The 22,117-nt window shown below is 68.6% G+C and carries 15 protein-coding genes; 11 read left to right on the plus strand and 4 right to left on the minus strand.

Going from position 1 to position 22,117, the window contains the following annotated elements; translation table 11 throughout:
- The first annotated feature begins 31 nt into the window (after window positions 1–31).
- The 7 genes from fusA to JI745_RS14805 all read left to right on the plus strand — a co-directional run bounded on the left by fusA (window position 32) and on the right by JI745_RS14805 (window position 11,083).
- Window positions 32–2,065 (plus strand): elongation factor G, encoded by a 2,034-nt coding sequence (gene fusA, locus JI745_RS14775; protein WP_201808238.1) that lies wholly within the window; start codon window positions 32–34, stop codon window positions 2,063–2,065.
- Between the two features lie 154 nt (window positions 2,066–2,219).
- Complete coding sequence (locus JI745_RS14780) at window positions 2,220–3,425, plus strand: ROK family protein (protein WP_201808240.1); 1,206 nt, start codon at window positions 2,220–2,222, stop codon at window positions 3,423–3,425.
- Window positions 3,422–4,906 carry a sugar ABC transporter ATP-binding protein gene (locus tag JI745_RS14785; RefSeq protein ID WP_201808242.1) on the plus strand — a complete coding sequence of 495 codons (1,485 nt, stop codon included), beginning with the start codon at window positions 3,422–3,424 and terminating at the stop codon, window positions 4,904–4,906. Before JI745_RS14780 ends, JI745_RS14785 begins: the two co-directional genes overlap by 4 nt.
- Window positions 4,887–5,894: an ABC transporter permease gene (locus tag JI745_RS14790; RefSeq protein WP_201808244.1), complete on the plus strand. Its 1,008-nt coding sequence runs from the start codon at window positions 4,887–4,889 to the stop codon at window positions 5,892–5,894. The genes JI745_RS14785 and JI745_RS14790 overlap by 20 nt, the downstream gene beginning before the upstream one ends.
- 64 nt (window positions 5,895–5,958) lie before the next feature.
- Entirely contained in the window at window positions 5,959–6,924 is a 966-nt protein-coding gene (locus JI745_RS14795) for a substrate-binding domain-containing protein (protein ID WP_201808246.1), read from the plus strand.
- A 1-nt stretch (window position 6,925) separates the two neighbouring features.
- Window positions 6,926–8,074, plus strand: coding sequence for a Gfo/Idh/MocA family protein (locus JI745_RS14800; protein ID WP_201808247.1), 1,149 nt, complete (start codon window positions 6,926–6,928; stop codon window positions 8,072–8,074).
- A gap of 102 nt (window positions 8,075–8,176) precedes the next feature.
- The gene (locus JI745_RS14805; protein WP_201808249.1) at window positions 8,177–11,083 is read left to right on the plus strand and encodes an AAA family ATPase; all 2,907 of its coding nucleotides are present in this window, start codon (window positions 8,177–8,179) and stop codon (window positions 11,081–11,083) included.
- Window positions 11,084–11,102: 19 nt separating this feature from the next.
- Here JI745_RS14805 and JI745_RS14810 read toward each other — a convergent pair whose 3' ends face one another.
- Together JI745_RS14810 and JI745_RS14815 are read right to left on the minus strand one after the other, a co-directional pair.
- Window positions 11,103–15,704, minus strand: coding sequence for a Dyp-type peroxidase domain-containing protein (locus JI745_RS14810; protein ID WP_201808257.1), 4,602 nt, complete (start codon window positions 15,702–15,704; stop codon window positions 11,103–11,105).
- A gap of 89 nt (window positions 15,705–15,793) precedes the next feature.
- On the minus strand, window positions 15,794–16,636 hold the full coding sequence (locus tag JI745_RS14815; RefSeq protein WP_201808259.1) for a GTP cyclohydrolase II: 843 nt from the start codon (window positions 16,634–16,636) through the stop codon (window positions 15,794–15,796).
- A 13-nt stretch (window positions 16,637–16,649) separates the two neighbouring features.
- On the opposite strand from JI745_RS14815, the gene JI745_RS14820 reads away from it, so the two are divergent.
- From JI745_RS14820 to JI745_RS14835, 4 genes are all read left to right on the plus strand, one after another.
- Window positions 16,650–17,300: an MBL fold metallo-hydrolase gene (locus JI745_RS14820; RefSeq protein WP_201808260.1), complete on the plus strand. Its 651-nt coding sequence runs from the start codon at window positions 16,650–16,652 to the stop codon at window positions 17,298–17,300.
- Between the two features lie 126 nt (window positions 17,301–17,426).
- Window positions 17,427–18,089 carry a helix-turn-helix transcriptional regulator gene (locus JI745_RS14825; protein ID WP_201808262.1) on the plus strand — a complete coding sequence of 221 codons (663 nt, stop codon included), beginning with the start codon at window positions 17,427–17,429 and terminating at the stop codon, window positions 18,087–18,089.
- A 104-nt stretch (window positions 18,090–18,193) separates the two neighbouring features.
- On the plus strand, window positions 18,194–18,847 hold the full coding sequence (locus tag JI745_RS14830) for a Crp/Fnr family transcriptional regulator (RefSeq protein WP_201808264.1): 654 nt from the start codon (window positions 18,194–18,196) through the stop codon (window positions 18,845–18,847).
- Window positions 18,848–18,949: 102 nt separating this feature from the next.
- Complete coding sequence (locus JI745_RS14835; RefSeq protein WP_201808266.1) at window positions 18,950–19,531, plus strand: hypothetical protein; 582 nt, start codon at window positions 18,950–18,952, stop codon at window positions 19,529–19,531.
- A 4-nt stretch (window positions 19,532–19,535) separates the two neighbouring features.
- On the opposite strand, the gene JI745_RS14840 is transcribed toward JI745_RS14835, so the two are convergent.
- A complete protein-coding gene (locus JI745_RS14840; protein WP_201808268.1) occupies window positions 19,536–20,474 on the minus strand; it encodes a M48 family metallopeptidase in 939 nt (312 codons plus the stop codon).
- Window positions 20,475–20,522: 48 nt separating this feature from the next.
- Complete coding sequence (locus JI745_RS14845; protein WP_201808270.1) at window positions 20,523–22,109, minus strand: AmpG family muropeptide MFS transporter; 1,587 nt, start codon at window positions 22,107–22,109, stop codon at window positions 20,523–20,525.
- Window positions 22,110–22,117: the final 8 nt, after the last annotated feature.

Here is a 22,117-nt window from a genome sequence, read left to right on the forward strand (position 1 = left end):
GCCCCAGACTTCTTCGAAAGAAAGATTCGCCATGAACAACAAGCCAAGACAACTGCGCAACATCGGTGTCATCGCCCACGTCGACGCGGGCAAGACGACGACCAGCGAGCGCATCCTCTTCTACACGGGCGAGAGCCATCGCATCGGCGACGTGAATGCCGGCACGACGCAGCTCGACTTCGACCCGCAGGAGCGCAAGCGCGGCATCACCATCAACAGTGCAGCAACGACCGTTCACTGGAACGGCGTGCAGATCAACCTGATCGACACGCCGGGCCACATCGACTTCAACATCGAGGTGAACCGCTCGCTGCGCGTGCTCGACGGTGCCGTGGTCGTGTTCGACGGCGTGGCCGGCGTGGAGCCGCAGACCGAGACCAACTGGCGCCTCGCGGACCAGTACCGCGTGCCGCGCATCGCCTTCATCAACAAGCTCGACCGCGTGGGCGCCGATTTCCTGCGCGTGGTGGCGATGATGGAAGAGCGGCTCGGCGCCAAGGTGCTGCCGCTGCAGCTGCCGATCGGCGCGGAAGGCGACTTCCGCGGCGTGGTCGACCTCGTCGGCATGCGCGCCCTCGTGTGGGAGCGTGACGATGCACGTGAGCCCTATGTGGTGACGGAGATTCCGGCATCGCTGGTGGCGGTTGCTCAGGCGCATCGTGCGCGGCTCGTCGAAGCTGCGGTCGAGCAGGACGACGCGGCACTGAACGCGTACCTCAACGGCGAGCCGATCGACGACGCAACGCTTCGCACCGGCATCCGCCGTGGCGTGCTGTCGGGCGCGTTCGTGCCCGCGCTCGCAGGCTCTGCGTTCCGGAACCGCGGCGTCGAGCCGCTGCTCGATGCGGTCGTCGACTACCTGCCGTCGCCGGAAGACATCCAGCGCGCGGAAGGCGAACCTGCGTCCGACCCCGACGGGCCGTTCGCCGCGCTCGCCTTCAAGCTGGTGTCCGACGACCACGGCGCGAAGGTGTTCGTGCGTGTCTACCGTGGCAAGCTCAAGCGCGGCGACAGCGTGCTCAATGCGAGCACGGGCAAGCAGGAGCGTGTGGCACGGCTGTACGAGGTCCACGCCGACGACCAGGTCGAACGCGAGGAGCTTGTCGCCGGTGACATCGCCGCGATCGTGGGCCTGAAGGACACGCTGACGGGCCACACCCTGTGCGACCCGACGCACCCGCTGCATCTCGAGGAGATCCGCGTGCCCGAGCCGGTGATCGACGTGGCGATCGAGCCGAAGACGCGCGACGACCTGACCGGTCTGTCGAAGGCCTTGCACGCGCTGCTGCGAGAAGACCCGAGCCTCAAGATGCGGCAGGACGCCGAATCGGGGCAGACGATCCTCTCCGGCATGGGCGAGCTGCAGCTCGAGGTCTCGATCGAGAAGCTGCGGGCGCGCTTCGGCGTGGAGGTCGCAGTCGGCCGGCCGCAGGTGGCCTACCGCGAGACGATCACCCGGGCGGTGGAGGTGCACCACGTGCACAAGAAGCAGTCCGGCGGCCCCGGCCAGTTCGCCGAGGTGACGCTGCGCTTCGCGCCGCTGGCGCGTGGCGAGGGTTTTCGCTTCGCGTGCGAGGTCGTCGGCGGAGCGGTGCCGCGCGAGTTCATCCCCGCGGTGGAGCAGGGCCTCCGCCGCGCGGCGCAGACCGGCGTGATCGCCGGCGCGCCGGTGGTGGACTTCGAGGCCACGCTGGTCGACGGCGGCTTCCACGAGCGCGACTCGTCGACGCTGGCCTTCGAGCTGGCGGCGGTGGCCGCGGCGCGTGAGGCGTTCGCGAAAGCGGAGCCGGTGCTGCTGGAGCCGGTGATGGCGGTGGAAGTCGTCACGCCGGTCGAGCACCTCGGCGACGTGATCGGCGACCTGGCCCGCCGGCGCGGCCTCGTGCGCGGGCAGGACCAGCGTGGCAACGCGTCGGTGGTCGACGCCCAGGTGCCGCTGTCGGAGATGTTCGGCTACATCGGCCACCTGCGGGCGCTTTCGTCCGGGCGCGCGCAGTACACGATGCAGTTCGACCACCACGAGGTGGCGCCGGCAAGCGTGGTCGCCGAGATCGCCCGCCGGTGAGGCACACCGGGCGGGGCGCGGGTTTCGATCCGCGCCCCGCCTTTTCAGGCGTCGATTGACCCACATCAGGTCAAAGATTGGTCTTGCCTGGCGGAAGTCGCCTCCCTAGCATCCCCTGATCGAGCCCCATCAGAGGGCCGCCAGGAGACAAACGGTGAGCCCTTGGGCCGAACTGTCCGAAACCGAGCAGACCCTGCTGGACCACGTGTTCTGGAGCGGCGGGCTGTCGCGCGACGCGCTCGCGCAGCGCGCCACCTTCTCCAAGACCCGCTCCAACGCGACCGTCGCCGGCCTGCTGGCGCAGGGCCTGCTGGAAGAAGTGGGCCTGCAGGCCTCGTCGGGCGGTCGCCGGCCCGAGACGCTGCGCCTGCACCGCGGCCTGGGCGTGCTGCTGGCCGCCGACCTGGGCGCGACCGGCCTCGAAGTGGCGGTGCTCACACCCGACCTGCAGGTGCTGGCCAGCCACGGCGAAGCGGCCGACGTGCGCCGCGGCCCCGGCCTCGTGCTCTCGCGCGTGCGGGCGCTGATGTCGCAGCTGCTCCAGCAGTGCGGCCGCCAGCCGCGCGACGTGATCGCCATCGGCATCGGCGTGCCGGGGCCGGTCGATTTTGCGAGCGGACAGCTCGTCAATCCGCCGCTCATGCCCGAGTGGGACAGCTTCTCGATCCGAGACGACCTGCGTGCCGACTACAAGGCGCCGGTCTTTGTCGACAACGACGTCAACCTGATGGCGCTCGGCGAGCTGTGGCGGCTGCAGCGCAGCCTCGCCAACTTCCTCGTCATCAAGGTCGGCACCGGCATCGGCTGCGGCATCGTCTGCCACGGCGAGGTGTACCGCGGCGCCGACGGTTCGGCCGGCGACGTGGGCCACATCTGCGTCGACCCGCACGGCCCGCGCTGCACCTGCGGCAACCTGGGCTGTGTGGAAGCGCTGGCCGCCGGCCCGGCCATCGCGCAGCAGGCGACGGAGGCGGCGCAGTCGGGTGAGAGCCCCATGCTCGCGTCGCTGCTCGACGAACGCGGCACGCTCACGCCGGTCGACGTGGCGCAGGCGAGCCGCGCCGGCGATGCGGCGGCCAACGCGATCGTGCAGCGCGCCGGCACGCACATCGGGCAGATGCTCGCGTCCATCGTCAACTTCTTCAACCCGTCGCATGTGTTCATCGGCGGCGGGGTGACGCGCATCGGGCCGCTGTTCCTCGCCTCGCTGCGGCAGAGCGTGTACCACCGCTCGCTCGCACTCTCGACACGCCACCTCGAGATCGCCTACTCGCCGCTCGGCGACCAGGCGGGTGTGGTCGGCGCCGGTGTGCTGGCCATGCACGAGACGCTGAAGTCGCGTGGGGTGATCCCGTCATGAGCGTGGCCGTCGAGTTCAACGAAGTGCGCAAGGCCTTCGGGCCGGTGGAGGTCTTGCACGGCGTGAGCTTCTCGCTGACCCCTGGGCGGGTCGTCGGCCTGCTCGGCGAAAACGGCGCCGGCAAGTCGACGCTGATGAAGATCCTCTCCGGCTACGAAGGCTTGAGCGGTGGCGAGCTGCGCATCAACGGCCAGCCGATGCGATTCAGCGGCCCGCGCGAAGCCGAAGCGCAGGGCATCGTGCTGATCCACCAGGAGTTCAACCTCGCCGAAGACCTGACGATCGCGCAGAACATCTTCCTCGGCCACGAGCGCCGCAAAGGCTTGTGGCTCGACGATGCCTCGATGCGCGACGAGACCGCGCGCGTGCTGCAGCAGGTGGGCCTCAACGCACACCCCGACACGCCGGTGCGCCAGCTCATCGTGGCCGAGAAGCAGCTCGTCGAGATCGCGCGGGCGCTGTCGCGCAAGGCGAAGCTGTTGATCATGGACGAGCCCACCGCCACGCTCACCCCCGGCGAGACCGAGCGGCTCTTCGCGCTGATGGCGCAACTGAAGCGCGAAGGCGTGACGCTGCTCTACATCTCGCACAAGCTCGACGAGGTGGAGCGCGTGACCGACGAGGTGGTGGTGATGCGCGACGGGCGTTTCGTCGCGCAGCAGCCGACGCAAGGCCTCACCCGCCACCAGATGGCGCAGCTGATGGTGGGGCGCGAGCTGTCGGATCTGTTCCCGCCCAAGGACCCGCCGCCCGCCGGCACGCAGCCCTTGCTCGACGTCAAAGGCTTCTGCGTGCCGGGTTGGGCCGACGACATCGCTTTCGAGGTTCGCCCTGGCGAGATCCTGGGCTTCGCCGGCCTGGTGGGCGCCGGCCGCACCGAGCTTTTCGAGGGCATGCTCGGCCTGCGTGCCTGCCGCGGCGAGCTGCGCATCGACGGCCGGCCCGTGAAGATCAAGAGCCCGCGCGATGCGGCCAACCACGGCATCACGTATCTCAGCGAAGACCGCAAGGGCAAGGGCCTGCACGTGCACTTCGGCCTGCGCGAAAACCTGACGCTGATGACGCTCGCGCGGTATGCGAAGCCCTGGCTCAAGCCGGCCGACGAAGAAGCGGCGTTGAAGAAGGCCGTGCAGGACTTCGGCATCCGCACCGGCTCGCTCGACGTGCCGGCCTCGTCGCTCTCGGGCGGCAACCAGCAGAAGCTGGCCCTCGCCAAGGTGCTGCACCCCGAGCCGCGCGTGGTGGTGCTCGACGAGCCGACCCGCGGCGTCGACGTCGGCGCCAAGCGCGACATCTATTTCCTGGTGCAGCGCCTCGCCCGTGAGGGCCGCGCCGTGATCGTCGTCTCGTCGGAGCTGATGGAGCTGATCGGCCTGTGCCACCGCGTGGTCGTCATGCGCACGGGCCGCCAGCAGGCCACGCTCGACGCGACCCACCTGACCGAAGAGGAACTCATCGCCCATGCCACCGGAACGCATTGACTCCGCCGCCGCGGGTACGACGCCTCGCGCGGCCTGGCACACCCGCCTGCATGGCTTTGGCCCGGTGCTGGGCCTGGTGCTGCTGTGCATCGCCGGCACCTGGCTCAACAGCGACTTCGCGACGCTCGACAACGCGATGAACCTGCTCACCCGCACCGCCTTCATCGGGATCATCGCGGTGGGCATGTGCTTCGTCATCATCTCCGGCGGCATCGACCTCTCGGTCGGCTCGATGGCCGCCTTGATCGCGGGCTGCGTGATCCTCTTCATGAACGCGATCGCGGCTTCGGTCGGCTCGACGACGCTGGTGGTCGCGCTCGGCATGGGCTTCGCCGTGCTGCTCGGCGCGGTGTTCGGCCTCGCACACGGCCTGCTCATCACCAAAGGGCAGATCGAGCCCTTCATCGTGACGCTGGGCACGCTCGGCATCTTCCGGGCCTACCTGACCTACTTCTCCAACGGCGGCGCGATCACGCTCGACAACACGCTGGCCGATGCCTACAGCCCGGTCTATTACGCGAGCCTGCTGGGTGTGCCGATCCCAGTGTGGATCTTCCTGCTCGTCGCCATCGCCGGCGGCCTCATCCTCAACCGCACGGCCTACGGCCGCTACGTGCAGGCGATCGGCTCGAATGAACAGGTGGCGCGCTACGCGGCTGTCGACGTCGACCGCATCAAGCTTCTGACCTACATGCTGCTCGGCGTGTGCGTGGGCATCGCGACGCTGCTCTACGTGCCGCGCCTCGGCTCGGCCTCACCGACCACCGGCCTCCTGTGGGAGCTCGAAGCGATCGCCGCGGTGATCGTCGGCGGCACCGCGTTGAAGGGTGGCGCGGGCAGCATCACCGGCACGGTGGTCGGCGCCGTGCTGCTCTCGGTCATCAGCAACATCCTGAACCTCACCAGCATCATCAGCGTGTACCTCAACGCGGCGGTGCAGGGCTTCGTGATCATCGCCGTCGCCTTCATGCAGAGGCGGCGCAAGTAGAGAACCCTTTCCCCACCCGCGGCCGCGAGCCGCACCTGTCCATCAGCACACAACGGAGACAACCATGACATTCGCTGTTCGACTGCTTGCCATCGCCGCGTTCGCGGCCGGCACCCTCGGCTTCACGGCCACCGCTTCGGCGCAGAACAAGGTCAACCTCGGCGTCGCCATCCCGGCCGCGACCCACGGCTTCACCGGCGGCATCGTCTGGTGGGCCGGCGAGGCGAAGAAGGAGCTGGAGAAGAAGTACCCCGACCTCAAGGTGACCATCAAGACCGCCGCCAACGCCGGCGAGCAGGCCAACCAGCTGCAGGACCTGGTGACGGCCAACAAGATCAACGCGCTGGTCGTGTTCCCCTTCGAATCGGCCGCACTCACCAAGCCGGTGGCGCAGGTCAAGGCCAAGGGCGTGTACGTGACGGTGGTCGACCGCGGCCTCACCGACACCAGCGCACAGGACGCCTACGTGGCCGGTGACAACACCGCCTTCGGCAAGATCCCCGCCGAGTACCTCGCCAAGGCCCTGGGCGGCAAGGGCAACATCGTCGCGCTGCGCGGCATCGCCACCACGCTCGACAACGAGCGCATGGACGCCTTCAACAGCGTGATGAAGAACCACCCCGACATCAAGCTGCTCGACGCCAAGTACGGCAACTGGAACCGCGACGACGCGTTCAAGGTGATGCAGGACTTCCTGACCCGCTTCAAGCAGATCGACGCGGTGTGGGCGGCAGACGACGACATGGCGGTGGGCGTGCTCAAGGCCATCGACCAGGCCAAGCGCAGCGACATCCGAATCGTCTTCGGTGGCGCGGGCGCGAAAGGCATGGTGAAGACGCTGATCGACGGCCAGGATCCGCGCATCCAGGCCAACGTGTCGTACTCGCCGAAGTTCATCTACGACGCGATCAAGCTCACCGCCGAAGCGCGGCTGAAGGGTGACAAGCTTCCGGCCACGACCATCATTCCTTCGGTGCTGATCACCAAGGAGAATGCCAAGCAGTTCTATTTCCCGGATTCACCCTTCTGACATGAGCGCTCCCCTTCGCTACGCCATGGTCGGTGGCGGTCGTGGCGCCTTCATCGGCTCGGTGCATCGCCAGGCCATGGCGCTCGACGGTCAGATGCGCCTCGTGTCGGCTGCGCTCTCGTCGCAGCCCGACAAGGCGCTCGCGTCGGGCCGCGACCTCGGCCTGCCCGAGGACCGCATCCACGCCAGCTGGCAGGCCCTGCTGGCCGACGAACTCAAGCGCCCGGCACACGAGCGCATCCACTTCGTCGCCATCGTCACGCCCAACGACCTGCATCACCCGGTGGCCAAGGCGTTCACGGAGGCGGGCTTCCACGTGGTGTGCGACAAGCCCCTGGTGCACACCAGCGCGCAGGCCGACGACCTCATCAAGGCCGCCGAGCGTGCGCGCACCGTGTTCGGCGTCACCTACAACTACACCGGCTACCCGATGGTGCGGCAGGCACGCGAGATGGTGCGCGCCGGCGCGATCGGCCACATCCACAAGGTGATCGTCGAATACCGCCAGGGCTGGCTGGCTCCGCAGCTGCAGAGCGGCGACACCGGCGCCTGGCGCGCCGATCCCGCGCGCAGCGGGCCCGGCGGCACGCTGTCGGACGTGGGCACGCATGCCGAGCACCTGATGGCCACCGTCACCGGCCTCACCATCGAAAGCCTGTGCGCCGACGTGAACACCTTCGTCCCCGGCCGCCGCCTCGACGACGACGTGAGCGTGCTGCTGCGCTTCACCAACGGCGCCCGCGGCGTGCTGATGGCATCTCAAGTGGAGACCGGCTGCGAGAACGACATCCGCCTACGGGTCTTCGGCAGCCAGGGCTCCCTCGACTGGCGGCAGGAAGACCCCAACCACCTCGTCCATTCGCCAATCGACGGCCCGCGCCGCATCCTCACGCGCGGCTCACCCGGCCTGAGCGCCGCCGCGCAAAACGCGACGCGCATCCCCTCGGGCCACCCCGAGGCCTTCCTCGAGGCGTTTGCGAACGTCTACCTGGGTGTCGCGGCCGACATCCGGGCGCGGCTGGAGGGCCGCCAGGCCAATCCGGTGCACGCCGACTACCCCACGCTCGCGGAAGGGGCGCGCGGCATCCACTTCGTCGAGAAGGTGATCGAGTCGGCCGCGAGCGCGGGCAAGTGGACAGCCTGGAGCTGATCAGCTGCGTTGTTGCGTGGTGTCGACAGCAACAGGCACGGATAACAGAACATCTCCGAGGAGCGCGCAGCCGATGCTCATGGTCACCCGCATGCTGGCAACATGCGGCCCATGCCCCCACAAGATCTCCAGCGTGAGGCGCCCGCATCGCGACAACGGCACGTCCTGACGGTGCTGTTCTCGGACCTTGTCGGCTCGACACTGCTGGGGCGCAAGGTCGATGCGGAGCTGCTGGCGGACCTCATCGACGAGCTTCGCCACATCTGGCGCCAGGCCGCCGAAGACCACGGCGGAATGCTGTTGCGCACGCAGGGCGACGGGGGCCTGTTGATCTTCGGCTACCCCCACCCTTGTGAAGACGGGGGGCGACGGGCGGCCGAGGCCGCCCTGGACATCCACCAACGGGCCAACGCGCTGACGGGGTTCCCGCACTCCCCTCCACCCCGCATGCGCAGTGGCATTGCCGCCGGCGTGGTGGTGCTGTCCCCGGGCGACATCGAGCGGGGAAGGCTGGATCTGGTGGGTGACGTGGCGAACTCCGCGGCGGGGTTGCTGAAGTCGGCGCCCGCCGGGTCGATCGTGGCATTCGAGGCGGCCCTGGGGCCACACGCGAACTTCTTCACCCACGTACCGGGGCAGCTCCCGCTCACCTTGAGCATCCTCGGGCGCAGCAACATCCAGCGCCGCATCGATGCCACCGCTGCGCGCGGGCTGACCACCCTGGTGGATCGCGACGGACCGCTCGATCAGCTTCGCGCGTTCCTGAGCCACGAGTCCGCGACGGACACCCCGTGCATGCTGCTCGAGGCCGAGGCCGGCATGGGCAAGACCCGCATGCTGGACGAGGTGATCCCGCGCGTGAGCGGCACCGTGCTGTACGGCACCTGCGAGAGCTACCTGCGGGCGGAAGTGCTGCAGCCCTTCATGCAGATGCTGCGCGGCAGAACAATGCCCGACGGCCTGGCACTCGACGCCAGCGTGCCGGTGTCCACCGAGCGCCTGATGGAGTTGTTCTGCGAGTGGGCGGCCCGCGAACCTTTGTCGCTGGTGGTGGACGACTGGCAATGGGCCGACGATGCGAGCCGCCAACTGGTGCAAGGCTTGTTGCAGCGGGCACCGCGCGTCGCGATCCTGCTCGCGTGCCGGCCTCGTGACGACGGCGCCCGCTGGATCGTCGACGCACCACGCCTGGAACTCATGCCACTGTCGCTGGCAGGCACCACCCGAGCCGTGCACCAGTGGCAACCCCAGGTGGACCCGTTCCTCGCACGGCGCATTCATGCGCACACGGGCGGCGTGCCGCTGTACGTGGAGGAACTGTGCCGCTCGGCATCGCCCTTGATGCTGGCGCAGTGGCTGGACGGAGAAGAGGGGGGCACCCCGTCATGGTTGGCGGCGTGGGTGGTCGGCCGCCTCAAACGACTGCCGCAAGACCTGGCCGACCTGGTTCGCGCCGCGGCAGTGGCCGGCAACACGGTGCCGGTTCACCTGCTGCAGGCCGTCACCGGGCACACATGTGATGCCGCGGTGATCCAGGCACTGGCGCACGCCGACTTTCTCTACCCCGCAGCCTCGGCCGGCAAGCTGCTTTTCAAGCACGGCCTGGCGCGCGATGCGGTCTACAAGTCCATCGGCTTGCGCGAGCGGGAGCGCCTCCACGCCGCCTACTTCGAACTGCTCGCACAAGACGGCACCGGCGACGGCCAGCCCGAGATCCTGGCCTACCACTGCCGCGGCGCAAGCCAGTGGGAGCAAGCCGCCTCGCAGGCCGAGTCTGCCGGCGACCGGGCGTCGGCGGCCTTCGCGCTGGACAGTGCGCGGCAGTGGTACGCGTCGGCGATGGACGCGCTCGACCGTGTGCCGGATCGCGACCGCTCCCTGTCGTTGAAGTGGTGCCTGGTGAGCAACAAGCTCGGCATGACCTGCATCTTCGATCCGCTTGCACAAGGCAACGATCCCACGCCCTTCGAGCACGCCGTGGCGCTGGCCAGAACCCTCGGCGATGCGGACACGCTGGCCCGGGCCCAGTACTGGCTGGGCTACATGTACTACGGCTTTGGGCGCTTCCGGGAGAGCGAGAGGCAGTTGCGTGATTCGCGCAGCGTGGCGGAGCAGGCCCGCGATGTGCGCCTGGTTGCCCAGGTCGATGCCACCTTGGCCCAGGTGCTCGCCGCAGCGTCGCGCTACGACGAGGCGCTGCCGGTTTTCGACGAGGCACTGGCGGCCAAGCGGCGGCAGAGCAAACCGGGCAGCAGCATGGCCATCGGGTCGGCCTACTCGCTGTCCTGCAAAGGCAGCATCCTGGCGGACCGTGGCGAGTTCGATGAAGCGCACCGTTGTTTCGACGAAGCCCTCGCGCTGCTGGGCGGCACGACGCATCCCGTCGCCAACTCCGTGCGCAACTGGGTCGCCGTGGCATTGGTCTGGCAAGGGCGCTGGCGCGAAGCCGAAGAGGTGGCGGCCGAAAGCGCGCGCATCGCCGAGAACACACGCGGCCTGCTGTTGCTGGTGGTGTGCCGGGCGGCGGCGGGGTATGCACGCTGGGCTGGCGCAGGCGACCCCGAAGGCCTGGTGCAGACCGTGGATGCCGTCAACTGGATGAGCGCCCGCGGCGGCCGCTTCTACAACTCATTGCACTACGGCTGGCTGGCCGACGCGTATGCCACCTTGGGCGACGTCGTGCGCACGCGGCAGTACGCGGCCCATACCCTGTGGCGCACCCGCGAGGGGGAGCGCCTGGGCGAAGCGTGCTGCTACCGGGCGTTGGCGCGGCTGGCCGTTCGAGACGGGCAATTCCAGCGAGCGAGCACGTGGCTCGACCGGGCGGCACGATCGGCCACGCTTCGCGGCAGCCGGCGCGAAGCTGCGCTGAACCTCTCCGCGCGGGCCGAGATGCTGCGGCGGCAAGGCAAGGACTCGCCAGCCCTTGCCCTCGAACGCGAAGCGCATGGCGAACTCATCGCCATGGGGATGCACTGGCACGCGGAGCGGGTGGCAGGCGCGTCGTAAGGATGCGGCGACGCAGTCCTCACGGGCTTGGCTTGGGGACGGGCGCGGGCAGCGCTCGGATTGCCGTGTCGAGCACCGTGGCCAGCTTCTCGAAGCCCGCCGCGGTGGGATGCAACTCGTCGATCCACTCGTTCGCTTGGGTCAGGGTGCCAGTCAGGTTGACCGCAAACGCCTTTCCTGCGAACGCGGCCTCTTTCACCAAGTCCGCAAACATGTCGTTGAGCCGCTCGATCAGCTGCTTCATCAGGTCGGTGCTCTTGGCCAGATCGGCTGCGTCCGTGGCATCAAGGCCCACGCGGGTGAAGGCCGGTTTGAGCCACGGCTTGCCAACCCTGACTTTTCCGTTGGGAATGGGAAAGTCGTAGCCCACGATGATGACGGGCTTGGCGCTAGTTGCCGAGGTGAGCGTTGCCAGCGCGCCCCGCATCACGCCTTTCAGATGAACGTCGATGAACGCCTTGACCGCATCGTCGTTGAGCTTGACCGCACCGTCCTTGCCCTCCAGCAAATCGTCTAGCGTGCTCCGGTCTTTCTTGTCCGTCAGCTTGTCCCAGTCGGGGTTTTGCGGTTTCCTGAAGAACGACGGCTTCTGGTGCACGTCGTTGCCACCACCATCCAGAAGGACGAGATCGACATCGGCCAGCTCATCCACGGCAGCGGTCGCGCTTTGGGCGATGGCAGTCGACGTCGCCTGAGCGGACGCGAGATCCTTTTCGATCTCGTAGCCCCTGCTGCCCAGCGCGCGGCTCAGCGTGGGGAAGACGAGGGGGACGCCTTTCACCAACCAGGAGTCGCCCAAGGTCATCACCAACACCTTCTGTGCGAATTTCTTCTTGGCTCCTCCGTCCCCATCTTCGACAGTGCAGCTGTCGTCCACGACCGCCGGCGGGCGCTCCAGCGCGTCGCTGGCCTCGAAGCTCAGGCCCGCCGGGCCCGGGCGGAGGGCCAGCTTGGTTTCCAGCAGTGCCGCAAAGAAGCCCAGCATCAGCGCGATCGCCGCATCGGTGCCCGGGCAGGCGTGCGTCGGAGCTCCGGCCGCCTTGCGGTCGCCACCAAAGACGGCATGGAAGTCCCGCGAGCCGCGTTCCCAGTTGGCTTGTGTCGCCGACAGAAGGCCCGCGACGACACGATCACCGCTCTTCACCGAAATGGCATGCGCACCGCTGCCCAAGGTGTGGTCTGCCGCGGCAGTGCGCCAGAGCAACTCGGGCGCCGCACGCATCTGGATGCCGCGGATGAAGTCCGCCATCAAGAAGGCGGAAGCTGCCTTGAAGTCGGGCAGGGCCGGACACTGCCCGCGCAGGCGCCAGAAGCTGCCTTCGCGCAACCATTCGGCGAGGATGCGGCGCAGCGTGCCGTCCACGGTCGGCACGAAACCCATCACCACGCCCACCAGCGTTCGCGCCGCGTAGGTCGGATCGCTCGCATGGAGCGGGTTGGCGCGCACCGCCTTCACCAGAGGGGCGTTGGCCGTTCCAGGCGGGTTGGCGTCGAGCAAGGCCTGCATGGCCCGGCGCAGCGCCTGGCCATGTGCCTCGCCCACACGCGCCACATCGGCATTCGGGTGGGGCTGGAAGAAATAGCGCGAGGGCGATGCAAAGTGACCCGGGTTGCGTGGCTTGTCATGCGGGCCCAGTGCGACATCGAGCCCACCCCAGGCGAAGGGCTGCGCGGGCCCGTCGAGGATGCCGAACCAATCCTTGCAGAAGTGCCCGAGCAGATCGTCCAGCAGCTCGCGCACGTCGAAGGTCAGGCGCCATTTCGAGTCGCCGGCATCCTGCGCGGCAGAGACGGTGATGTCGCGCAGGTGCTGCAAGCGGGCGGCCGTGAGATCGCGAGCGCGCTGGTAGGTCGCGTCCACGGGCAGCTTGCGGATCGCCTCGACGATGAAGGCCGACTCGCGCTCATAGCGTCCGTCCGCCGCGCCGGCATCGGAGCCGAGGAAGATGGGGCCGAAGGAGTACTGCATGCGGCCGAGGTAACCGACCGCCGTGTAGAGCGACTCCTGGCGCAGCACGTGGTCGACGCCGGCCTGTGTCGCGACCAGCACGCCGAACGCACACTTGAGCTGGCCACCGTGAAATTCGCGGATCGCCGCCCAGATCGACTGCGCCCGGTAGTCGAGCAGAGACTCGGGGTCTTCGAGCGCCTCCTTCCAGGCTTGCAGCGCCACCGCCGGCCCCGCAGACCGCTCGAGTGACAGCAGACGTTCGATCTCTTCCTCGCCACGGTGAGCACGCCACAGCGGCATCTCGCCCGCGCCCGCGGCACGGACTGCCATCTCGGCCACGATGGGCAAGGCCGGGGCGAAGAAATAGCTTCCCCATTCCAGTCGCACCAGCGGCCGCGGCTCTTCGTTCAGCGGCACCGCAGCTTCCAGCGTCACACGGTGCAGCTGGCCGGCCTCGTGGAAGAGGCAGGTCCTGGCCTGGCCCGGCATGGCCACGCCGAGCAGCGGGTCGGATTGGGCAGAATCGCCGCCGCTGGCATTGCTGCCGCTGAGCCAGCGCTGGATGACCTCGAACTGCTCGGACAGGCTGGCGTTGTAGGCCAGGAAGAAGAGTCCCCTTTCGGCTGCCGGATCGTCGACAAGGCTGGGGCCGTAGCTCATGCCACGCCGCAAGAGCTTGGGCGGGCGAACCGGGCCCTGCGGCCCTTTCACAGGCTCCTCATTGCTCAGGTCACCCGGCGCCATGCGCTGGTTGGAACGCCGGATGTGCGCGTGCAGGGGGCAGATCGCACCACCGGGGTCTCCACCAAAGCTGAAGTTGTTCGACCCCACGGGCGGGGGCCTGCGCACCAGCGGTTCGCCCGGCGTGCCGTGCGTGGCCCCTTCCGGCCAGCGGCCCATCAGCTTGGCACGGACGATGTCGGCATCCAGCTGCGGTGTCACCGACCCGACCGCGGCGTCGAGGGCCGCAACGTCCTGGCGCAGCTTGCGCACGACGAGGAAACTGCCGTTCTGCAGCCACCTCGCGAAGGGTTGGCTCGCTGCCGGCGAACGATGGTCCACGGCGTTGGCGTATCCGCACAGCGCTTCGCCCACGTGGCTGTGGTCGCGCGCCCTGGGGCTGGCCTTGGTAGCATCGAAGACCGGCCCGGTCTGGGCATCACGCCAGCCGAAGTGATCGGTCGTGTGGCCGGCCTTGCTCTTCTGCCGGTGCAGCCATTGCACCGCCAGCCGTTGACTCGGCTGGGTCCACTTCGAGAGAAACGCACACAGCTGGGTCCTCGCATCGTTGGGCGTGACCGCAACGGCACCAGTCTTCAGGCGCACCTGCAGCAGCAGATGGACCTCGGCCAACTCGATGTGCGTGGTGCCGGCGTAGTCATCCTGCTCGGTGGCGCCGAATGTGCCTCCCGTGAGGCGTGGTGGCAGGCGCCAGTTGCGCGGGTGGTTGAGCCGCACGTCGCCCAGCAGGCCTGCGCGGCGCGGCATGCCCTCGAAGAATGCATCGGGCCAGGCACGCAGCTCTTCGTCGGAGAAGCCTGCGAGCCGCAGCCCCTCGACCGAGAAGGCGACATTGACACTGATCCCATCGCCGTTGAAGGGCTGGTCGTGGTGTGTCAGCGGAAGCTTCTGCAGGAATGCACCCAGCTCCGCGGAACTTGCGAAGCGCATCAGGAGGACGCCACCGTGGTCCGCCTCCAGCGGGGTGAGGATGCCCGCCTGGACGTGCTTCCGCTCGGCTGGCGGCAGCACGTCGGTCAGCGCAGCCTGCAACGGCGGAGCCTTGCGTGCCGGTGGCGGATCGGATTCGACCCGCTTCAGCCAGTCCAGCGCGTCGGCAAAACGCTCGAGCGCGTCGTCGAGGTCCACACTGCCACTGCGATGGAGGTAGGCCAGCCTGGACAGGGCCTCGCACCCCGCTCGGTGCAGCACCCAGCCATCGTGCGTTCCAGGCAGGTAGACATCGGTGAGCCGGTGCAGTGCGGCAAGCGCGCGAACACTCTGGCGCACCAGGAGATAGTTGCCCCCGAAGGGCGTGGCGTAGGGTTGGCTGCCCGGAAAGCGGGGGTCGGCCTGGCCACCATCGCTCAGCGCGTGCTCCACCTCGTCCGCATTCAGCGTGCTCATCAGCCGGGCCGGCGCCTCTTGCCCGGTCTTCTGCCGCTGCAGCCACTCCTGCCTGCGCAGCAGGTCGACGTCGCCCGCGGTCATCTGCGACTGCGAATAGAAGAACGGCGAATGAACCTGGTGACGACGAAGCCAGGTCATCCATTGCTCGTAGCTCGACTCCCAGCCGTACACGTAGCCCTCGGTGTTGCTGAAGATGAGGTCGAGCAGGCGGGCCACCTTCTGCCAGATCACCCGCATGTAGGGCTCCCAGGCGCCGTCGAAGGTGACGGACAACATCAGCAGGTTCTGCGGCTCGATGATGCCCACGCGCACCGAGTGGATCAGGCCGATGCGATCGACCGAATCGGCCAGCACCCGCGTCAGCTCGAATTCCTGCTGGCCGGCGCGCCCGAGTTGAAGCAATTGCAGGACGCGCTCGGCGCGCGTCTTGTAGCTCACGGCGTCAAGCGACGGGACGAGACCTTGCCGAATGGGCGCTGCAACCGTCAGGTCCGACGTGTCCAGCATCTGGCCGGTCTTGGGCTTGATCTCGCGGCGCATGGCGTACCTCCCTGTTCATTCGATGTTCGCCGATGTTCACGACTTCCATCTACTGAAAATTGAGGTTGTGCAAGGCCCGGGCCCGGGAGCTACTCCTTCTTGCCGTCGTCCACCGGATTGATCTCGTCGAGATCGAGGAGGTGGCCCCAGCCGCGCTTGGCGTTGAGGTAGCGCAGGTTCGCCGCGTTGACGCCGGTGACGTGCGGCTCGGCCTGGATGTGGTTCAACCCGCCGGCACGCAGGTCCTGGTGCTTCTTCGGGTTGTTGCTCATCAGGCGCATCGGCTTGTCGCCGCGCAGGTGCAGCAGCATGGTCGCGGCGTCGCTGAAGTCGCGGCTGTCGTCGGGCAAGCCGAGTGACCGGTTGGCCTGGTAGGTGTCTTCGCCGGCATCCTGCAGCACGTAGGTGATGGCCTTGGCCCACAGGCCGATGCCGCGGCCTTCGTGGCCGCTCATGTAGACGACCGCGCCGCAGCGCTCGGCCTCGATGCGCTTGAACGCGCGCTGCAGCTGCGGCCCGCATTCACAACGCATCGAGCCGAAGACGTCGCCCGTGAGGCAGCAGGAGTGCACGCGCACGAGCGGGTTCTCGGCTTCGCGCAAATCGCCCATCACCAGCACGCTGTTGACCGACATGTTGTTGGACAGCACCGAGAAGAGATGCTGCTCGCCGCGGCCGCGCAGCGCGTCGGCGATGCGGTTGGCCTCGGCCAGCTCGGTGTGGCGCACGAAGGCGTACCACTTGAACGTCTCCTGCTTGCCGGCGACATCCATCGGCAGCGGGATCGGGCCCAGCACGTTCAGGATGGCGCCGGGGCGCTCGCTCACCGCATCGGGCGCGAGCACCGCGCCGCTCGAGTCGACGCGGATCAGCCGGCCCTGCGCGACGAGCCGCGCACGTATCGTGGGATCGATGTATGAAAACATCCGCATACGATAAAGCATCATGAGTTTTCACTACCAAACCGTCCCGGTCACCCCCTTCCAGCAGAACTGCTCCATCGTCTGGTGCGACGAGACGATGGAAGGCGCCGTCGTCGACCCGGGTGGCGAGCTGCCGCGGCTGCTCGCCGCCGCGCAGAAGCTCGGCGTCACGCTGAAGCAGATCCTGCTCACCCACGCCCACATCGACCACGCCGGCGGCACCGGCACGCTCGCCCGCGAGCTCGGCCTGCCCATCGTCGGCCCGCACGAGGCCGACCAGTTCTGGATCGACGGCCTGCCGCAGCAGAGCGCGATGTTCGGCTTCCCGCCGGCCGAGATGTTCACGCCCACACGCTGGCTGCACGACGGCGACACGGTGCAGGTGGGGCGCTGCACGCTGCAGGTGCGCCACTGCCCGGGCCACACGCCGGGGCACGTGGTGTTTTTCGAGCCCACCTCCAGACGGGCCTTCGTGGGCGACGTGCTGTTCGCCGGCGGCATCGGCCGCACCGACTTCCCGATGGGTGACTTCGACACGCTGGTCGATTCGATCCGCACACGCCTCTGGCCGATGGGCAACGAGGTGGTGTTCATTCCCGGGCATGGGCCGGAGAGCAGCTTCGGGGAGGAACGACGACGCAACCCCTATGTCCGCGACCTGGCAGGCTCGTGAGGCCGGCAGGTGAATAAGTCACAGGTCGGCCAGTTCACATTCACACCAGAGAAGCGCAGCGCATCCCTAAATTGATGGGCATGCGTCGGGAGGAGGGCTCCCGCCGCCATCACAAGGGAAGCTGCCATGCTCGAAGACGCCTGCCTCGCCCGCCCTGTCGTTGCCCCATACACCGGCCCTGAGCGACGAAGCGCCCCGCCCACCGCCCGGTGGCTGGCCCGCATGCTCGACGAGATGGACCACGGCATGCTGCTGCTCGCGCCCGACGGCACCCTGCACCACGCCAACCAACCCGCCCGGCTGGAGCTGGCCCGCCACGACACGCTGCAGCTCTTCGGCTCGCGCGTGCAGGCCGCTCGGCGCGAACAGCAAGGTAGCCTGCTCGGCGCCTTGGCCGACGCCGGCCACGGCCGGCGCCGCCTGCTGATGCTCGGGCAAGGCGCGATGCTGCCCGTGGCCGCCGTGCCGCTGAACGAGGGCAGCCGCGAGAGCGACGTGATGGTGTTGCTGCTGCTCGGCAAGCGGCAGAACTGCGCCGGCCTGACGGTCGACTTCTATGCCCACACCCACGGCCTCACCGTCGCCGAGGCGCGTGTGCTGCAGGCCCTGTGCGGCGGCTTGCGGCCGAAGGAAGTCGCGCGCCAGTTCGACGTGGCGGTGTCGACCGTGCGCACGCAGATCAGCAGCATCCGCCACAAGACCCAGACGGCGAGCATCCGCGACCTGGTGGAGCGGGTGAGCACGCTGCCGCCCATCGCGTCCCGCATGCGCTCAGCGCTTGTGTGCTGAAGCGTCGCACCGTGGTGGAGCCGACCCATCGCCATTGGCTTGGCGTGCTAGAGTTTTCGCCTCTCGGTCCTCCACCGCACGCCCTGCAGGCGTGGCCGCCTTTCATGGACTCCGTTCGAACGGCACAGCACTCTGTCGCGTCGCTGCTTTCCGATTCGGTGCAGGCGCTGGCCGCGCGAGGCGTGGAGAAGAGCTACCCCAAGGGCACGTTGCTCATCCACGAGGGCGACGTGGGCGAGATGCTCTTCATCGTGCTCAGCGGCCGCGTGAAGGCCTATTCCACCGAAGACGGCGAGCGCGAGATCGTCTACGGCGTCTACGGCCCCGGTGAATACATCGGCGAGATGAGCCTCGATGGCGGCCCGCGCTCGGCCTCGGTCGTGACGCTCGAGCCCACGCGCTGCGTGGTCGTGGGCCGCACCCCGCTGCGCGAGCACATCGCCAACCATCCCGACTTCGCCTTCGAGCTGCTGGCCCGCGTGATCCGCCGTGCGCGCATGGCCACGCTGAGCGCGCGCAACATGGCGCTGCTCGATGTCTACGGCCGCGTGGTCAAGCTGCTCGAAGAGCTGGCCCAGCCGCTGCCCGACGGCCGGCGCCTGATTTCGCCACGGCCGACGCACGCCGAGATGGCGCACCGCGTGGGCTGCTCGCGCGAGATGGTGAGCCGGCTGATGAAGGACCTGGAGCAGGGCGGCTACGTGCTGCCGCAGGGCAAGACCTGGCTGATCCAGCGGCCGATGCCGGCGCGCTGGTAGGGCGTCGCTAACCGAACATCGGTGCGGCTTGTCCGTCAGATGGCGGATGCACGCGCCGCAGGCGGCTTCTAGAGTGACGCTCACCACTCCGGAACACCGCCCATGAACGCCTCATCGCCCACACGGCACCCGTCTCTCCTTCTGCTCGCCCTCGCGGCCTTCGCACTGGCCGGTTGCGGTGGCGGTGACGACGACCACCCGCTCGCGCCGGCCACACCGGTGCAGCCCATCAGCTGCACGCCCCAGGGCGGCAGCGGCACCGCCGGCCTGTCGCTCTACGGCGCCACCTCGTACAGCGGCCTGTCGGGCGCGAGCTCGACCTCGGGCACCGTGGTCTTCGACCCGGGCGAGATCGGCTACAACAACCCCAACCTCGCCTCGACGGCGCGCACCGGCTCGCTGCGGGCGGCGCTATGGGCCGTGCCGTATTCCTATGCGGGGGGCGGCATCACCGGCTACGTGGTCGCCACCTACGCCATCACCTTCACCGGTGGCGGCAACCAGCTCTACAACTTCACGTCGGCCAACCTGGCCGCGCACACGCTGAATGCCACCACGCCGCCGCGCGGCGCCTACTGCATGGTGGTCACCCTGGAGCAATACGACAGCGTGAACTGCACCAGCGCCGACCGTTACTGCATCGTCGACTGGCAGCAATACGCCACCAGCGCCACCTTCCAGTGAACGATCAGCCCTTGGCCGGCGCCGCTGCCGGCTTGGGCGGCTCGAAGCGCTGCGCCGGCTTGGGCGCCCGCGCATACAGCCCTTCCACCTTGGGCAGGGCCGTCTCGATGTCACGGATGCGGGTCGGCCCCGACGGGTGGGTCGAGAGGAACTGCGGCGGCGCACCCTTGCTGGCCTGGCCCATCTTGTTCCACAGGCTCACGCCGGCACGCGGGTCGTAGCCGGCGCGGGCGGCGAGCTCCATGCCGACCAGGTCGGCTTCCGACTCGTCTTCGCGGCCGAACTTGAGCGTGAGCAGCTGGCCGCCCATGTCGGCGGCCATGCGGCCGGCGTTGCCCAGGCCGAAGATGGCGGCGCCGATCTCGATGGCGCCCCGGGTCGCCAGCGTCTTGCCCATGCGCTCACGCGCATGCTCGCGCAGCGCATGGGCCATCTCGTGGCCCATGATCATCGCGACCTCGTCGTCGTTGAGCTGCAGCTTCTCGAGGATGCCGTAGTAGAAGGCGATCTTGCCGCCCGGCATGCAGAAGGCGTTGATCTGCTGCGAGCCGAGCAGGTTGACCTCCCACTTCCAGTCCTTGGCGCGCGGGTTCCAGTCGTTGGTGAAGGGGATCAGCCGCTGCGCGATGGCGCGCAGGCGCACCACCTGGGGGTGGCTGTCGGGGGCCAGCGCCTTCTTCTCGGCGGCCTGCTGCTTCATCTGGGCGTACTGGCCCTGTGCCGCGCCCTCCACCTGCTCGGCCGAGATGAACTTGGTGAAGGTCGACTCCTTGCCCACCTCCACGCCCTCGCGCGCCCAGGCCGGCACGGCCAAGAGGCCGGCGCCGCCGACCAGCGCGCCGGTGAAGAGGCGGCGGCCGTGCATGGCGCAGGCACACCCGGGGCGGTGCCACTCGGGCGCAGGGGAGAGGTCGGCGTCAGGCTGGAAGAAGTCTTGTCTCATGGCGTCTCGGAGTCCTGAAGGGCAAATGTTGTTCCAGGCGGCAGTTTTTCAATCGTCGAGCGCGGCGGCACGGGGGTCGACTTCGAGCGCCTGCACCGGGCGGCGCAGCCACCACAGCATCACGAGCGCCGGCGCGGCCAGCACGGTGGAGACGATGAAGAAGGTGGGCCAGCCGATGGTCTCGGCCATCACCCCCGCGAGCGGCCCCACCCAAACCCGACCGACCGATGCGAAAGCCGACAGCAAAGCGTACTGGGTGGCCGTGAAACGCTGGTTGCACAGGCCCATCAGGAAGGCGACGAAGGCCGCCGTGCCCATGCCGCCCGAGAGGTTCTCGAAGGCGATCACCATCAGCAGGCCGCCGTCGACCGGGGTGGCGTGCGCCAGCTTGACGAAGCCCCAGTCAAACGCCGGGATCACGAGGCCGGGCATCAGGCCCTTGCCTTCCATCGCCAGCCACCAGAAGCCGAGGTTGCTGGCCATCTGCAACACGCCGAAGAGCATCAGCGAACGCCACAGCCCGAGCTTGAGCATCAACGCGCCGCCCAGCAGCGCGCCGCCGATGGTGAGCCACAGGCCGATCAACTTGTTGACCACGCCCACTTCGGCCGAGCTGAACATCATGGTCTTCAGCAGGAAGGGCGTCATCAGCGAGCCGGCGAAGGCATCGCCCAGCTTGTAGAGCACGATGAACGCGAGGAAGGCGCCGGCGCCCGTCTGGCTGAAGTAGCTGCGCAGGCCGCCGAGCAGCGTCTCGAAATGCGCAGCGCGCGCGGCCCAGGCGGCGAGCGGCAGCGTGAAGGCCACGCCCAGCAGCAGCGCGAGCAGGTCGGTCCACTTGCCCTGCAGCGGCACGGGCAGGGTGCTGCCGGCCCACAGCGGGGCGAGCAGCGCCCGGGCGATCGGCGGGCCGAAGCGGTCGCTGAGGAACACGCCCAGCGCCACGGCCGCCAGCACCGCCATGAAGCCCAGCACGTCGTGCCGCGCCACGCTGGTGGGCCGCTCCGTGTCGGGCAGGCGCGGCAGCACGATCGCCGAGACCACCGCGGCCACCACCATCAGCCCGGCCATGAAGCGGTAGACCTCGGGCCAGGTCCAGCCGCCGCCCTGCGTGGGGTCGACCCAGATCAGCGCCACGCCGCCCGAGAGGATCATCGCGAGGCGATAGCCGAGCACGCTGAGCGAGGAGCCGAGGCCCCGCTCGTGCGCCGCCAGCACGTCGGTGCGGTAGGCGTCGATCACCACGTCCTGCGAGGCGCTGATGAAGGCGACCAGCACCGCCAGCAGCGCGAAGGTGCGGATGGCATTGCTGGGCGAGGTGTCGGCCATCAGCAACAGGGCGACGGCGAGCAAGAGCTGCGTCAGCACCAGCCAACCGCGGCGCCGGCCGAGCCAGGGCAGCTCGAAGCGGTCCATCAGCGGCGCCCAGAGGAACTTGAAGGTGTAGGGCAGGCCCACCACGCTCAGGAAGCCGATGGTGGCGATGTCGAGCCCCTCGACACTCAGCCAGGCCTGCATGGCCTGGCCCGTCAGCGCAAGCGGCAGACCCGAGGCGAAGCCGAGCAGCCCCACGACGACGAGGCGGCGCCAGGCGTCGAGCCGGGCGTGCAGAGGGTGGGGCGGGGCAGCGGACATGTGGCGGC

Origin of the sequence: Piscinibacter sp. HJYY11, assembly GCF_016735515.1 — a bacterium.
In the GTDB taxonomy this organism is placed as follows: Bacteria; Pseudomonadota; Gammaproteobacteria; order Burkholderiales; family Burkholderiaceae_C; genus Rhizobacter.

What these genes read in the sequence shown, in the direction of transcription:
- JI745_RS14840 (WP_201808268.1), bottom strand. Translation starts at nt 20,474, where the DNA reads ATGAGACAAGACTTCTTCCAGCCTGACGCCGACCTCTCCCCTGCGCCC.
- JI745_RS14835 (WP_201808266.1), top strand. Translation starts at nt 18,950, where the DNA reads ATGAACGCCTCATCGCCCACACGGCACCCGTCTCTCCTTCTGCTCGCC.
- JI745_RS14800 (WP_201808247.1), top strand. Translation starts at nt 6,926, where the DNA reads ATGAGCGCTCCCCTTCGCTACGCCATGGTCGGTGGCGGTCGTGGCGCC.
- JI745_RS14820 (WP_201808260.1), top strand. Translation starts at nt 16,650, where the DNA reads ATGAGTTTTCACTACCAAACCGTCCCGGTCACCCCCTTCCAGCAGAAC.
- JI745_RS14805 (WP_201808249.1), top strand. Translation starts at nt 8,177, where the DNA reads ATGCGGCCCATGCCCCCACAAGATCTCCAGCGTGAGGCGCCCGCATCG.
- JI745_RS14790 (WP_201808244.1), top strand. Translation starts at nt 4,887, where the DNA reads ATGCCACCGGAACGCATTGACTCCGCCGCCGCGGGTACGACGCCTCGC.
- fusA (WP_201808238.1), top strand. Translation starts at nt 32, where the DNA reads ATGAACAACAAGCCAAGACAACTGCGCAACATCGGTGTCATCGCCCAC.
- JI745_RS14825 (WP_201808262.1), top strand. Translation starts at nt 17,427, where the DNA reads ATGCTCGAAGACGCCTGCCTCGCCCGCCCTGTCGTTGCCCCATACACC.
- JI745_RS14830 (WP_201808264.1), top strand. Translation starts at nt 18,194, where the DNA reads ATGGACTCCGTTCGAACGGCACAGCACTCTGTCGCGTCGCTGCTTTCC.
- JI745_RS14810 (WP_201808257.1), bottom strand. Translation starts at nt 15,704, where the DNA reads ATGCGCCGCGAGATCAAGCCCAAGACCGGCCAGATGCTGGACACGTCG.
- JI745_RS14845 (WP_201808270.1), bottom strand. Translation starts at nt 22,109, where the DNA reads ATGTCCGCTGCCCCGCCCCACCCTCTGCACGCCCGGCTCGACGCCTGG.
- JI745_RS14815 (WP_201808259.1), bottom strand. Translation starts at nt 16,636, where the DNA reads ATGCGGATGTTTTCATACATCGATCCCACGATACGTGCGCGGCTCGTC.
- JI745_RS14785 (WP_201808242.1), top strand. Translation starts at nt 3,422, where the DNA reads ATGAGCGTGGCCGTCGAGTTCAACGAAGTGCGCAAGGCCTTCGGGCCG.
- JI745_RS14795 (WP_201808246.1), top strand. Translation starts at nt 5,959, where the DNA reads ATGACATTCGCTGTTCGACTGCTTGCCATCGCCGCGTTCGCGGCCGGC.